The organism is Microbacterium lacus, assembly GCF_002812805.1.
GTDB classification, from domain to species: Bacteria; Actinomycetota; Actinomycetes; order Actinomycetales; family Microbacteriaceae; genus Microbacterium; species Microbacterium lacus_A.
In genome coordinates this window covers 106,756-120,108 of sequence record NZ_NMUM01000009.1, presented here as the reverse complement: position 1 = coordinate 120,108, position 13,353 = coordinate 106,756, and the positions used below count along the sequence as shown (strand labels likewise).

Sequence of the window (13,353 nt, the reverse complement as noted above, 5' to 3'; positions counted from 1 at the left end):
GTGGTCGTCCGCTGGAATCTGCGACGTTGTGCACGCACGCAGGATGAGAACGAAGGGCTAGGCCTTCTCGTCCTCGTACTCGTCCGCCCACTTGTCGACGTACAGGTCGTCGTTCGTGTGCCCGAGCTCGCGTTCGAGCGCGGTGTAGTTGACCGACGGGCTGTAAGACTTGAGCTCGCGAGCGATCTTGGTGTGTTTCGCCTTCTGACGGCCACGACCCATGCGAGACCCCCTCACGACTAGAGCTGCGGGCATGTCTGAGGTGCCCGATGCATTCACGAGACCGGCTCGAGGCCGGTAAGAGTAGCATTCAGAATAGCACGGGCGCACACGGGCAAGCCGGGGGCGCCGCCACCGTGAGGGAGCAGCGATGACCGCCATCAACCCGAATTCCTCGAACGGTGACAGCGACGGGGAGCGCGACGCTCCGCTTCACGGCGCGGTCATTGTCGCCGCGGTGCCCGGCCAATCCGCTCGGGTGCTGCGCGAGGGTGCGCACTTTGCCCGTCTCATGCACGCTCCGCTGGTGATCGTGCACGTCGACATGACGCGCTTCGTGACGTACGAAGACCCGGATGGCTACGTGCACTCCGCCCCGATCGATATCGACATCACGCCGGGAACGGCCGAGCTCGATGCCGTGAGGCAGGCCGCGCACGACGCGCTCGACGCGAAGGGTGTCGCGTGGGAGTTGCGTCAGCTCGTCGGTGATCCCGCTATCGCCCTGAAGAACTTCGCCGAGCGTCTCGACGCCAAACTTCTCGTCGTGGGCACACGCGACCGCGGTATCGGCGAATCGATCCGCGAGTTCTTCACCGGGTCGGTAGCCGCGCGCTTGGCTCATCGTCAGCATCGCCCGGTCCTGGTCGTGCCGCTCGGCACGGCAGCGGCGGACGACGAGGACCTCTGGCCCCAGGAGTGAGAATGGGGCGGCTCCGAGAACCGCCCCATTCTCATTCGACCGGTGAGCCGTCGGGCCCCGATCGCTCCGAACGGGTCAGCGGCCGAGCGCCGATCGTAGGTCCTTCAGGGCGCTCTCGAGGGACGCCGCGAGGTCGTCGATCACGCCCGTCTCGAGCAGACGACCGCGCGCCACGTGCGTCCGCAGCTCTGCGCGGAGGCGCCCGCGGAAGTCGTTCACGATCGCGTCGGCCCGGTGGAGCTGTTCGCGGCTGCGTCCGCGCGAGTCATCGGCAGGGGAGGGCGGTGCATCCGAGTCGCGTTCTTCTCGGGCCGAGGCGGCAAGGTCTGCTCGCAGGCTCTTCATCGCCTCGCGAACGCTGCCGCGCACCTCGTCGGCGATCAGGCGGACCGAGTCGGCCAGCCCCGCCTCGATACCCTCGAGATCGCCCGCACGCGATGCGACCTCGGCGCGTCCCGCCGCCGTGATCTCGTAGACCGTTTTGCGGCCATCGATGCTCTTGGTGACGAGGCCTTCCTCTTCGAGCTTCGCGAGGCGCGGATAGACCGTGCCGGCGCTCGGTGTGTATGTGCCGCCGGTGCGGTCGGACAGTGCCTGGATGATGTCGTAACCGTGGCGCGGAGCCTCGTCGAGCAGGTTGAGGAGATACAGCCGCAGGTCGCCATGCGAGAAGACGGGACTCATCGTGCGTCCTCGACATCGACATCGTGGTCCGCGGCGGCCTCATCGACGGCCGGAGCGGTTTCGCTGACCGACCGGCGGAGAACGGTTACGTCGCCCGACACCGTGTTGGTGCGGATGTCTGCGAACGACCCGCTCAGCTCACCCGTTGAGCCGGTGTAATTGGTCGGACCGGAGCCGGACCGCACGACGCCGTCGACCTGCACGCGGCCGCTCACGCTGCGCGCGACATAGTTCGCCGCGAGGGATTGATCGAGGCGCACCGTGGCGTTGCCGTTGACGGTGTTCAGGCCGATCTGATGGATGGGTCCGGTGGTATCCAGCATGACGCTGCCCGACACAGTGTCGACGGTGGCCTTCCGGATCGTGCCGGTTGCCGCCACATCGCCCGACACGCTGTTGGCGCTCAGAGCGCCCACGAGTTCGTGGGCCTGCACGTCACCCGAAACGGCGTTGACCTGCAGGTCGCCCGTGAGCCCGTCGACGATGATATCGCCCGAAACGGTGTTGAGACGCACGTCGCTCTGAAGTCCGGCAACGAGGGCGCTCGCAGAAACGACGCCCAAGTTGAGCGCGATCGCGCGCGGCACGGCGACACTGATCTCGGCCTTGGGGCCGCCCGCGCCGAAGTTGCGGAAGACCTCGAGGAAGTTGTCCCATCGCAGCTGCGGGTGATCGATCTCGATCGTGTCACCGGTCGCCTCGATGCGTAGGTCCTTGATGGTGACCGCGTGGACCTCGATCCGGATGCCGGGTTCGTCATGCGCGATCACGTCGATCTGGCCACCGACGAGACCGACCTTGAGTTTGCTGACGGACTCGATGTCGATCACGCGCGATTCGCCGGGGTGGACGATCCACTTTTCCAATGTCATGGCACGCTCCTTGCGCTCGAAGACACGATATATCGTGAGTTTGGAGAATAACACGATATATCGTGTCTGCCTAGTGGCCGAGAATCGCGATGCGGACGTGACTTGACATTGACGTTGCGTCAACTTCTAACGTTGGGCGTAGCCGCGCACGTCCGAGAACGAGCATTTGAGGGTGAAAGAGGAGGAGCCATGGAGTGGAACATCCAAGAGGTGGCGCGCAGCACGGGTGTCACCAGTCGGACTCTGCGCCACTACGACGCCGTCGGGCTGCTCAGGCCGGTGGGTGTCGCCGCGGGCGGGCAGCGCCTCTATGACAGTGCGGCGCTCCTGCGGTTGCAGCGGATCCTGCTGTTGCGGGGACTCGGTGTCGGGCTGCCCCGCATAGCTCGCGTGCTCGACGAGTCTGCCGACACCGATTCGGCCGACGTACTCGAGGAGCATCTCCAGGCTCTGCGTCGGGAGCGCGAGCGCTTGACGCGCCAGATCACGGCCGTCGAGAACACGATCACGGCATTGAGGGGAGGTGAAGAAATGACGATGGACACGATGTTCGATGGTTTCGACCACACCGCCTATCGTGATGAAGTCGAGGCTCGCTGGGGCTCGGACGCATACGCCCGCAGCGACGCCTGGTGGCGCGGGATGACGGCCAATCAGAAGGAAGTCTGGAAGCAGCGCGCAGCGGATCTGGCGCGCGATTGGGTCGATACCGCCGAAAGGGGTATCGATGCGACATCCCCGGCGGCGCTCGCACTCGCCCGACGTCACGTCGAGTGGCTCACGGGGATGCCGGGCACTCCGTCCGGTGACGCGCTGCGGGCATACGTCACGGGTCTCGGTGACATGTACGTCGCGGATCCGCGGTTCGGCGCGAACTACGCCACGTCCGCGGGTGGCAATGTCGGCGCGGAGTTCGTTCGCGACGCGTTGCACGCGTACGCGGATCGGGAATTCTAGCGGGCAGGCCGGATTCGGAAGAAGGATCCGGGCACGAAAAAACGGATGCCGCGGTCCAGCACGAAAGCTAGACCGCGGCATCCGCGGGGGAAGGCCGACGCACGCACCCGAAACGCGCGCGGCCGGACATTTCTAGACCTTGCTGCGACCCGTGATGAGTCGGAGCAGGAACATGATCAGCGCGATCACGGCGAGCACGATGGCGACCCAGATCAGCCAGTTGGCTGCAGACCAGATGCCGCCCGTGATGGCGAGGACGACCGCGATGATGATGATGATGAGGGCTGCGAGGTTCATGGTGATACTCCTTAGTGTTTTGTCCGATCGGACGTGCGCCGGATACTTGAATCGGCGGACGCATGCGGACGACGTGCGGGTGGCACTGTGAAGAGACGTTAGGGGTAAGTCGAGCGGCGTGTGAGGGGCTTGACGAGTCCTCACGAACGGTGATATCGCGAGGCGGGGAGACGGATCCGCCGCGGAATGCGGCGCGCACATGCCATGTCTCGGCATGGACGCGGCGACGAGACCTCGTGTCAGGTCCCCGTGTCAAGTCCCCGTGTTCGTGTGCCCGTAACGGCTATGTTTCCGATGGAGCGGTTTCGACCGCCTCGATCACGATCAGGGTCGCGCGTTGCGATCGGCGGGTGGGGAGTGCGGGTCGATGGCGATAGGACGAGCGGCAAGCGCCGATGCGCGTCGGCTCGTGCGTGTGCAACCGCTTCATGACCCAGGACTGCGACGCATCCGCTCCGGTTCCGGATTTCGCTACGCCGATCATCGGGGCAGGCCCGCCAATGCGCGCGACATCGAGCGCATAGAAGCCCTCGTCATACCGCCCGCGTGGCGTGAGGTGTGGATCGCCCGCGACGGGCGCGGACACATCCAAGCCGTCGGCACGGACGATGCGGGTCGGCGGCAGTACCTCTACCACCCGGCCTGGAGCTCCACGCGGGATCGCGGCAAGTTCGCGCGGGCTCTGCAACTGGCAGAGGTCATTCCGCGGGCGAGGGCTCGCGTGACGACGGCCCTGCGACGCGATGCGCTCGATCGTGAGCGCGTGCTCGGTGCGGCCTTCCGGCTGCTCGACCAGGCGGCTCCCCGGGTGGGTTCCGCCCGCTACATGAAGGCGAACGGCAGCAGGGGGCTCACCACACTGATCCGAAAGGATGCGACGGTCGAGGGCACTGTCGTCACGCTGTCGTTTCCCGCCAAGAGTGGCAAGCAGGCCCTCATCGACGTGGACGACGCCGATCTCGCGGCGGTCATCAGCGAGCTCAACGTCGGACGGCCGCGGTCACCATTGCTGGCGTACGCGCAGGGAAGACGGCGAATCGCGCTCTCCCCGCGCGACGTCAACGCCCACGTGCGTGCCCTGACCGGGGGATCGTTCACAGCCAAGGATTTCCGCACGCTCCGCGGAACGATCCTGGCCGCCGAGGCACTTGCGCGGATCGGTCCGGTCGACACGAAAACCGACCGGAAACGTGCCGAGCAGCTCGCGGTTCGGGCGACGGCGGAGGCGCTGGGCAACACCCCCGCGGTCGCACGCGGAAGCTATATCGATCCGCGTGTTTTCCGCGCGTATGAGAAGGGTCGTCTGCTGGATCTGCAGGTGGCACCAGAGACGGCCATTCGGGAGCTGCTCACCGGCTAGGTGCCCGCGGCGGATGAGATACTGATCTCGATACGTTCGCGTATCGATCTCCGGACTCCCGCTCGGTGTCCGCCACTTCTCCCCGAAGGCCGACAGTGTCGAATCTCGCCATCCTGAGCCTGAAGAACCGCGCGCTCATCGCCCTCATCACGATCGTGGCCGCGGTGTTCGGTGGCCTGGCGTTGACCAGCCTCAAACAAGAGCTCATCCCGTCGATCGAGTTCCCCCAACTCGCCATCGTCACGGCATACCCCGGCGCCTCGCCCGAGGTTGTGAACACGGATGTCTCGACGCCGATCGAAACAGCCATTCAGGGCATCGAAGGGCTCGAGTCGACGGTCGCAACGAGCACCACCAATGCCTCGATCATCTCGGTATCGTTCACCTACGGCACGAACCTGGCCACGGCCGAGCAGAAGATCACCCAGGCGATCAACCGCATCGATGCGCAACTTCCGGAATCGATCGAACCGAACGTCATCGCCGCCAGCTTCGACGACTTCCCCGTCATCCAACTGGCGGTCACTGGCTTCGATGACTCGCTGTCGGTTCAGGCTCAGCTCGAACAGAGTGTGATCCCCGACCTCGAGGATGTCGACGGCGTGAACGCCGCGCAGATCGTCGGGGGAATCGGTCAGAGGATTACCATCACGCCGGACACGGCGTCGCTCGCTGCCGCCGGGTTCACACAGCAGGCCATCCGGGACGCCCTCGATCAGAACGGCGTGCTGTTTCCCGGTGGTGAGATCACGGAGGCGGATCAAACGCTCACGGTTCAAACCGGCGTCAAGATCACCACGGTCGACGAACTCGCCGCGCTGCCATTGGTGCCCACGAGCGCCGACCAGTTCGGTTCCGAGACGCTCGCGATCGGCGATGTCGCCACCGTGGCGGAAGACACCGATCCGGTGACCTCGATCTCACGCGTCGATGGTGAGCCGGCGCTGACTATCGCGATCACGAAGCTGCCCGCGGCGAACACGGTCGACGTCTCGCGTGGCGTGCTCGCGCTGCTGCCGGAGATCGAGCAGAGCCTGGGTGGACCCACCTTCACGGTCGTGTTCGACCAGGCCCCGTACATTCAGCAATCCATCGAATCTCTCGCGCAGGAGGGCCTGCTGGGGCTGGTGTTCGCCGTCCTGGTGATCCTGGTGTTCCTGCTGTCGGTGCGCTCGACGCTCGTGACCGCGATCTCGATTCCGACGAGCGTGCTCATCACGTTCATCGGCATCCAGGCCTTCGGCTATTCGCTGAATATCCTCACCCTGGGTGCTTTGACGATCGCGATCGGGCGTGTGGTCGACGACTCGATCGTCGTCATCGAGAACATCAAGCGGCATTATGTGGGCGACGCGGACAAGACCGCATCGATCCTGCTGGCGGTCCGCGAGGTCGCCGCAGCCATCACGGCCTCGACCCTGACGAGCGTCGCGGTGTTCCTGCCGATCGTGTTCGTCGGCGATGTCACGGGCGAGCTCTTCCGCCCGTTCGCCCTCACCGTCACGATCGCGATGCTCGCTTCGCTGTTCGTCGCCCTGACAATCGTGCCCGTCCTGGCGTACTGGTTCCTGCGCCCGGGTAAAGCGCTGCTCGATGCCGACGGAGTCGCGGTCGATCCCGAGTCTCCGACCGCACCGCACACGCGCCTGCAGAAGTCCTACCTGCCGATCCTGTCCTGGACGCTGAAGCACTCGTGGGTCACGCTGCTGCTGGCGCTGGTGGTCCTCGGCGGCACGGCCGCCGCGGCTCCGTTCATGAAGACCAACTTCCTCGGCGACTCCGGACAGAACACCTTCACCGTCACGCAGAACCTGGGCCCGGCAGCGAGCCTCGACAGTGAGGATGCCGCGGCCGTGCAGGTCGAAGAGGCGCTTCTGGCGATCGACGGCATCGAGACCGTCCAGGTGTCGATCGGATCGAGCGGATCCGCGCTTCGTGACGCTTTTTCGGGTGGCAGCGCCGGGATCACGTACTCCATCACCACCGATTCGGATGTCGATCAGGTCGAGCTGCGTGAGCGCGTCCAGTCGACGCTGTCGGACCTCGAGGGTGCGGGAGACATCGCGGTCGCCGGGTCGGGCGGAGGCTTCGGGTCGAGCGACGTCGAGATCGACGTCAGCGCCCCCGACCGGTCGACGCTCGAAGAGGCGACGGCCGACGTCGTCACCGCTGTCGACGGCCGCGATGGTATCGGTCAGGTGACGAGCAACCTCTCGGCATCACTGCCGTACATCGCCGTCGTGGTCGACCGTGACGCCGCCGCGGCCCGCGGACTGTCTGAAGTGGCCGTGGGAGCACTCGTATCCGGCGCCATGCAGCCCCAGTCGATCGGGTCGATCGAAATCAACGACACCGCGTTGACCGTGTACCTTGCGGCATCCGCTTCGCCCGCCACGCTCGATGAGCTGCGTGCGCTCGAGGTGCCGACCGCGGCCGGACCGGTGCGTCTCGACGAAATCGCCACGGTCGACGAGACGGATGGACCCACGTCGATCACGACGCAGCGCGGGCAGCGCACCGCGACGGTCACCGTCACTCCCTCGACCGATGACCTGAACGCCGCGTCGGCGTCGGTCAACGAAGCCCTGGCCGACATCGAACTGCCCGTGGGCGCCGACGCCGAGGTGGGCGGGGTGATTTCGCAGCAGCAGGACTCGTTCTCGCAGCTGGGTCTTGCTCTGCTCGCCGCGATCTTGATCGTCTACATCATCATGGTCGCGACGTTCAAGTCCCTCCGCCAGCCGCTGCTCCTGCTGGTGTCCGTGCCGTTTGCGGCGACGGGAGCGATCCTGCTGCAGATCCTGACCGGCGTACCGCTCGGGGTAGCGTCCCTTATCGGTGTGCTCATGCTGATCGGGATCGTGGTGACCAACGCCATCGTGCTCGTCGACCTGGTCAACCAGTATCGCGAGAAGGGGCTGAGCGCCTACGAGGCGACCATCGCGGGTTCCGCGCGTCGCCTCCGTCCCATCCTGATGACCGCGCTCGCGACGATCTTCGCGCTTCTGCCCCTGGCCCTGGGCATCACGGGACACGGCGGGTTCATCTCGCAGCCGCTCGCCATCGTGGTGATCGGCGGACTCGTCTCGTCGACCGTGCTGACGCTGCTCGTCCTGCCGACCCTCTACAACCTGGTCGAGGGGGCTAAAGAGCGGCGCGTCGCGCGACGGGGCGGACCCGCATCGTCGGGGTCGGGCCCCCGCGGGACGGACCCCCGCGAGCCGGACGACGGACGCTCGACACTCGAGAAGGCCGAAGCGAGCTCATCGTTGCTCGGCGGGTATCCGGCGGCAGCGCCCGTGCAGCAGACCCGTCGGGTGCGCCGCGGCGAGCACGACGGCTGACGACGACCGGGCGGCGCGGGCGACCCGAGGCCACGTCGCGGCGCGGCGCCGGTGCTGAAGTACGCGCGGACTCGGGAGCCGATTCCGCCTGGGTAGCCGCTGCCCGCGGCGCATGGCGTGTGTCGACGCAGGTCGCGAAGACTCCGATCCAGCTGAACATCAGGCCGAATGCGACGATCTCGAAGGCGGCGAGGTTGATGATGCCGAAGATGAATACGGTGGCGCCGATCACGAGTACGACGGCGATCGCGCCGGTTGCCCGTGAAATGCGTGGGGGGAGCCCGCGGAGCAGCCACGGGGTGAGGATCAGGAGCGCGGCGAACGACAGTGTCATACCCGTGGCGGCACGATCGTGCAGGAACTGCTGCTGATTCACCGGGATGAATCCGACCATCGCCATATTCGCGCCGACGCAGGCCACGAGGATCGCGAAGATGCGAGGTGCGCGGACGCTTCGCAGGCGTCCCTGCCCTCGGGCGTTGATCAGCACACGGCGGACCCTGAACGAGAACGCGACGATCAGCGTTCCCGTTGCGATCAGCGTGCCGTTGAACATGTATCCCGAGAACACGTGGAACGTCCCCAGCTGACTGAAGTGCAGCTGCCACCAGTTCGGGTCGGGTGTGGTGAGGATCGACGTCAGAGACCCCAGGACCGTGAGCGACATCAGCATTCCGACCGCGTGGATGGTCTCGTTGCGTGACGCCGCCAGCGTGGCGATGAGCGATACGAGGGCGATACTGACGCCCGCCGCAACCGTCGCCTGCAACGCGGTGACGTGGGCGCCCCCGGTCAGACCGTTCAGGATGATGAACGTCAGCGCGACCAGAAGACCCGAGATGAGGGCCTGAGCAAAACCGGTCGAGACCGCATCGATCCGGTGGCTCCAGTGTCGATCGTCGTGGCCGTTCGCCACCGACAATTCGGTGCGCCGCGTGTATGCCCGGTATGCAAGGATTCCACTCGTCGTCGCCGCCGCGAACGCGGCCAACATGCCCACCGACCAGTGGCCCCAGAGGGGTACGGTGGGGTCGCCAGGGGTCGCACCGAGAGCAAGCACCGTGGCGCCGACCGCGAGCATCGATGCGCGGAGGGCGCGCCAGGGGCGCAAATTGGACGGGGCGAAGTTGACGGAGGGTGTGACGAGACCGGGGGGTGTCACGTCCAGACCTTTCGGGGGGTGTCGGGAAGCGTGGCTATTGCGAGGATTATAGCCCGCTATAGTTTCCGACTCAGGTCGTTAAGGCCCATATTCTGCCCCGAGCATCCCAATATGAGAGACATCTCATGAACTTGTCAGTTCAACGCCCCATTCGAGTGTCCACTTCTCGTTCGGCGCGAGCCGGCGCAGACCTCGACCCGAGTTGAGGGCGTCCGCCGGTGCGGTCATCGGCTCGATCGCGACCGCGAGCGACTGGCCCGGGTATCGGTCGGTCGTGAAGATCTGCGCGAAATCGAAGCCGGCACCCTGCCAGAGGACGAGTGAACGCCCGTCGGGGGCGGTGAGCGAATGACGGATGAGTCCGTCAGCGTCACGTCGGAGCCCCGAATACGCCGTGTCGAGAGTGATGTCGCCCAGACGCCGTCCCTCGCGCAGGTCGTTTCCGGGGCTGACCGGCACCTCGTCGGTCGGGATGAGCTGCTGATCCACAACGAAGCGGTGCGTGCCGGATGAGCGCAGAGCCAGATCGCGGGTGGGTACGCCACCGATCATCAGGTAGGGGTGCGTTCCGACGGCGACGGGCGCCACATCCGTCCCCACGTTTTCGACCTCGTGCGTGACGGCGACACCCGTGTCCGTCAGGGCATAAATCACTCGGGTGGCCAGATGAAAGGGGTAGCCCGTCTGCGGATAGACGTCGGCTGCCAGGGTGACCCGATCCGACGCGACGTCGGTCGCGGTGTACGCGGTAAAGCGCAGCAGGCCGTGCGACGCGTTATTGAGGGCGGGTTCGGTTATCGCGAGTCGACGGGTCTTGCCATCCTGCGCCCATGCGCCGTCGCGAACCCGGTTCGGCCACGGTACGAGGACGACTCCGGATGCTGCGGGCGAGGGCGCATCTGCCGGGTAGGGCGGAACGAGTTCGATGCCCCCGACGGTCAGGGCACGGAGCGCAGCGCCGACCTGGGTGATCTGCGCGCCGACTCCGCCGTTATCGTTGCGCAGGACGAACTGCTCACCCGTCGGTCCGCGCCGCGCATCGTGTCCCTGTGAAGCGAATGTCACGGATGCGTCCCCCCTTCGACCGGCCACCCGGCCGAACGTGCTCATGTTATTGAACGGCGGCCGCGTGCTTTCTCGCGTAGAATCCGGCGTTCTCTCAGCGTGGGTGACCGCCGTGCGGTAGTGTTGGCCGGTCGGCTCTGGACACTACGCGTTTGCGTAGATGGGTTTGTGAGTCCAAGGGGCCGATGGTGGGGGCGAATCCGCCCCGGCGACCATCACGTTGAATGGCCCCCGGCCGACGAGAGTCCGGGTAACTCCTACCGCGATCAGACGCAGATCTGAGCGGCGTACTTCGGTGCGTTCAGTGGAGTGCTGTTCTCACATGAGACAACCCAGAAGGACACCACTATGCCCAAGAACAAGAAGCCGGCCGGCGGCCGACCCGCGAAGAACTTCGAACCGCGCCGCGGTGAGAAGACCCCCTACCAGGACCGCAAGCGTCAGGGCACGGCGACCGAGGCTCGTTCGCAGAAGCCGGGCAGCCGCAGCGCTGGTCACCGCGGGTTCCGCGCCGGGGCCTCGACCGACGAGTCCGGTGCACCCAAGGCCCGTTGGACCTCGGCGCAGCGCGCCGGCCGCGAAGAGGCCCGCGGCATCCGTACCCATGCCCACGGCGATCGTCCGGCACGTTCGTTCGACGAGCGTCCGGCCCGGGGTCGGGATGAGCGCCGCGATGAGCGCCCCGCGCGCTCCTTCGATGAGCGCCCCGCGCGCTCCTTCGACGAGCGTCCCGCGCGTTCGTTCGACAACCGCCCGTCGCGTGATGGTGCGGAGCGTCCGGCCCGTCGTGAGTACAACAACGATCGTCCGGCCCGCACGTATGGTGAGCGCCCCGCGCGTTCGTTCGACAACCGCCCGGCCCGTGATGGTGCGGAGCGCCCGGCCCGTCGTGAGTACAACAACGATCGTCCGGCTCGCACCTCTGGCGAGCGTCCGGCTCGTTCGTTCGACGAGCGTCCGGCTCGTTCGTTCGACGACCGGCCCAAGCGTTCGTTCGACGAGCGTCCCGCGCGCGGTCGTGATGAGCGTCGCGACGAGCGTCCCGCGCGTTCATTCGATGAGCGCCCCGCGCGTTCTTTCGACAACCGCCCGTCGCGTGATGGTGCGGAGCGTCCCGCGCGTCGTGAGTACAACAACGACCGTCCGGCCCGCACATACGGTGAGCGCCCGGCTCGTTCGTTCGACGATCGGCCAAAGCGTTCGTTCGACGACCGCCCGAAGCGCGAATACAACAGCGACCGTCCCCGCCGCGACGACCGCGGTGGCGCACCCGCCGGTCGCTCCGACTGGTCGAAGAAACCCGAGCGCACCGCGTCGCACGAGCAGCACGTCGACGTCGTGCACGAGCGCCTGCAGGCCGAAGCCATTCAGGCGACGGATGTCGACGGCGTGAGCTTCGGTGACCTGGGCCTGGGCGACAACATCGTCCGTGCCCTCGCCGACCTCGGCGCCGCGGCGCCCTTCGCCATCCAGGCCGCAACCATCCCCGAGATCATCGCGGGACGCGACATGCTCGCACGTGGCCGCACCGGTTCCGGCAAGACGATCGCCTTCGGCGCTCCCATGGTCGAGAACGTGCTGCGCGGCCAGGCCGGCCAGCGTCGTGAGTTCGGCCGCAAGCCGAAGGCACTCATCCTCGCCCCGACGCGCGAGCTCGCCCTGCAGATCGACCGCACGATCCAGCCGATCGCCCGCAGCGTGGGCCTGTTCACGACCCAGATCTACGGCGGCGTGCCCCAGGCGCGTCAGGTCGGTGCGCTCAAGAAGGGCGTCGACATCATCATCGGCACGCCCGGTCGCATCGAAGACCTCATCAACCAGGGTCGTCTCGACCTGAGCGAGGTCCAGGTGGCGATCATCGACGAGGCTGACCACATGTGCGAGCTCGGATTCCTCGAGCCCGTCCAGCGGATCCTGCGCGAGACGTCGGACGGATCGCAGAAGCTCCTCTTCTCGGCAACGCTTGACCGCGAGGTCTCGGCGCTCGTCGACGAGTTCCTCGTCGAGCCGGCCGTGCACGAGGTCGCCGGTGAAGACCAGGCCTCCAGCACGATCGAGCACCGCGTGCTCGTGATCGACCACCGCAACAAGGCCGAGATCCTCAGCCGCCTGGTCGACCGCGACGGCAAGACCCTCGTCTTCGCCCGTACCCGCGCGTTCGCGGAGATGCTTGCCGAGCAGTTCGCCGACGCCGGTATCCCCGCCGTCGCCTTGCACGGTGATCTCAACCAGCAGAAGCGCACGCGCAACCTCGAGCGCCTGACGTCCGGCCGGGTCAACGTGCTTGTGGCGACGGATGTCGCGGCCCGTGGCATCCACGTCGACGATATTGACCTGATCGTTCAGGCCGACCCGCCCGACGAGTACAAGACGTACCTGCACCGCTCGGGCCGTACCGGCCGCGCCGGCAAGCAGGGTCGTGTGGTCACGCTGATCACCCGCCAGCGTCGTCGCAAGATGACCGAGATGCTCGAGCGCGCCGAGATCGTCGCACCCTTCCAGGATGCTGCGCCCGGCGACGACGTGATCGACGAGCTCGCGGGCGGCCTGACCGCCGCCGAGCTGACCGCGTAACCAGCACGGAGCCGAAAGGGCGCCTCGGGACATCCGGGGCGCCCTTTCGCGTGCCCGCCCGCTACGCCCGGCCGCTCGTGCGCGCCGCGAAACACCTGTTCTGCGGCCAAACACCC

General features: G+C 66.6%; 10 protein-coding genes and 1 pseudogene. 5 read left to right on the top strand and 6 right to left on the bottom strand.

What is annotated here, in order from left to right:
- Positions 1–57: 57 nt before the first annotated feature.
- Positions 58–222, bottom strand: a complete 165-nt coding sequence (locus CGU34_RS03760; RefSeq protein WP_081766276.1) for a DUF3073 domain-containing protein — start codon at positions 220–222, stop codon at positions 58–60.
- Between the two features lie 148 nt (positions 223–370).
- Between CGU34_RS03760 and CGU34_RS03755 the strand changes: the two genes are divergently transcribed.
- Positions 371–922, top strand: coding sequence for a universal stress protein (locus CGU34_RS03755; RefSeq protein WP_036298115.1), 552 nt, complete (start codon positions 371–373; stop codon positions 920–922).
- Positions 923–997: 75 nt separating this feature from the next.
- Here CGU34_RS03755 and CGU34_RS03750 read toward each other — a convergent pair whose 3' ends face one another.
- Positions 998–1,606 (bottom strand): PadR family transcriptional regulator, encoded by a 609-nt coding sequence (locus tag CGU34_RS03750; RefSeq protein WP_100813287.1) that lies wholly within the window; start codon positions 1,604–1,606, stop codon positions 998–1,000.
- Positions 1,603–2,478 (bottom strand): DUF4097 family beta strand repeat-containing protein, encoded by an 876-nt coding sequence (locus tag CGU34_RS03745; protein ID WP_100813286.1) that lies wholly within the window; start codon positions 2,476–2,478, stop codon positions 1,603–1,605. The genes CGU34_RS03750 and CGU34_RS03745 overlap by 4 nt, the downstream gene beginning before the upstream one ends.
- 189 nt (positions 2,479–2,667) lie before the next feature.
- Here CGU34_RS03745 and CGU34_RS03740 point away from each other — a divergent pair, with 189 nt between their 5' ends.
- On the top strand, positions 2,668–3,435 hold the full coding sequence (locus tag CGU34_RS03740; protein WP_100813285.1) for a MerR family transcriptional regulator: 768 nt from the start codon (positions 2,668–2,670) through the stop codon (positions 3,433–3,435).
- Between the two features lie 132 nt (positions 3,436–3,567).
- On the opposite strand, the gene CGU34_RS17110 is transcribed toward CGU34_RS03740, so the two are convergent.
- The gene (locus CGU34_RS17110; RefSeq protein ID WP_181003470.1) at positions 3,568–3,732 is read right to left on the bottom strand and encodes a hypothetical protein; all 165 of its coding nucleotides are present in this window, start codon (positions 3,730–3,732) and stop codon (positions 3,568–3,570) included.
- A gap of 367 nt (positions 3,733–4,099) precedes the next feature.
- Between CGU34_RS17110 and CGU34_RS03735 the strand changes: the two genes are divergently transcribed.
- Both CGU34_RS03735 and CGU34_RS03730 read left to right on the top strand, forming a co-directional pair.
- The gene (locus CGU34_RS03735; protein WP_100813284.1) at positions 4,100–5,092 is read left to right on the top strand and encodes a DNA topoisomerase IB; all 993 of its coding nucleotides are present in this window, start codon (positions 4,100–4,102) and stop codon (positions 5,090–5,092) included.
- Between the two features lie 95 nt (positions 5,093–5,187).
- Complete coding sequence (locus CGU34_RS03730; protein ID WP_100813283.1) at positions 5,188–8,436, top strand: efflux RND transporter permease subunit; 3,249 nt, start codon at positions 5,188–5,190, stop codon at positions 8,434–8,436.
- Positions 8,437–8,581: 145 nt separating this feature from the next.
- Here the strand turns inward: CGU34_RS03730 and CGU34_RS17310 are convergent.
- Together CGU34_RS17310 and CGU34_RS03720 are read right to left on the bottom strand one after the other, a co-directional pair.
- Positions 8,582–9,103 (bottom strand): annotated as a pseudogene (locus CGU34_RS17310) (DUF998 domain-containing protein); the annotation flags it as partial.
- Positions 9,104–9,721: 618 nt separating this feature from the next.
- Positions 9,722–10,663, bottom strand: coding sequence for an aldose 1-epimerase family protein (locus CGU34_RS03720; RefSeq protein ID WP_232711520.1), 942 nt, complete (start codon positions 10,661–10,663; stop codon positions 9,722–9,724).
- A 348-nt stretch (positions 10,664–11,011) separates the two neighbouring features.
- On the opposite strand from CGU34_RS03720, the gene CGU34_RS03715 reads away from it, so the two are divergent.
- Positions 11,012–13,237 carry a DEAD/DEAH box helicase gene (locus tag CGU34_RS03715; protein WP_100813280.1) on the top strand — a complete coding sequence of 742 codons (2,226 nt, stop codon included), beginning with the start codon at positions 11,012–11,014 and terminating at the stop codon, positions 13,235–13,237.
- The last annotated feature ends 116 nt before the right edge of the window (positions 13,238–13,353 follow it).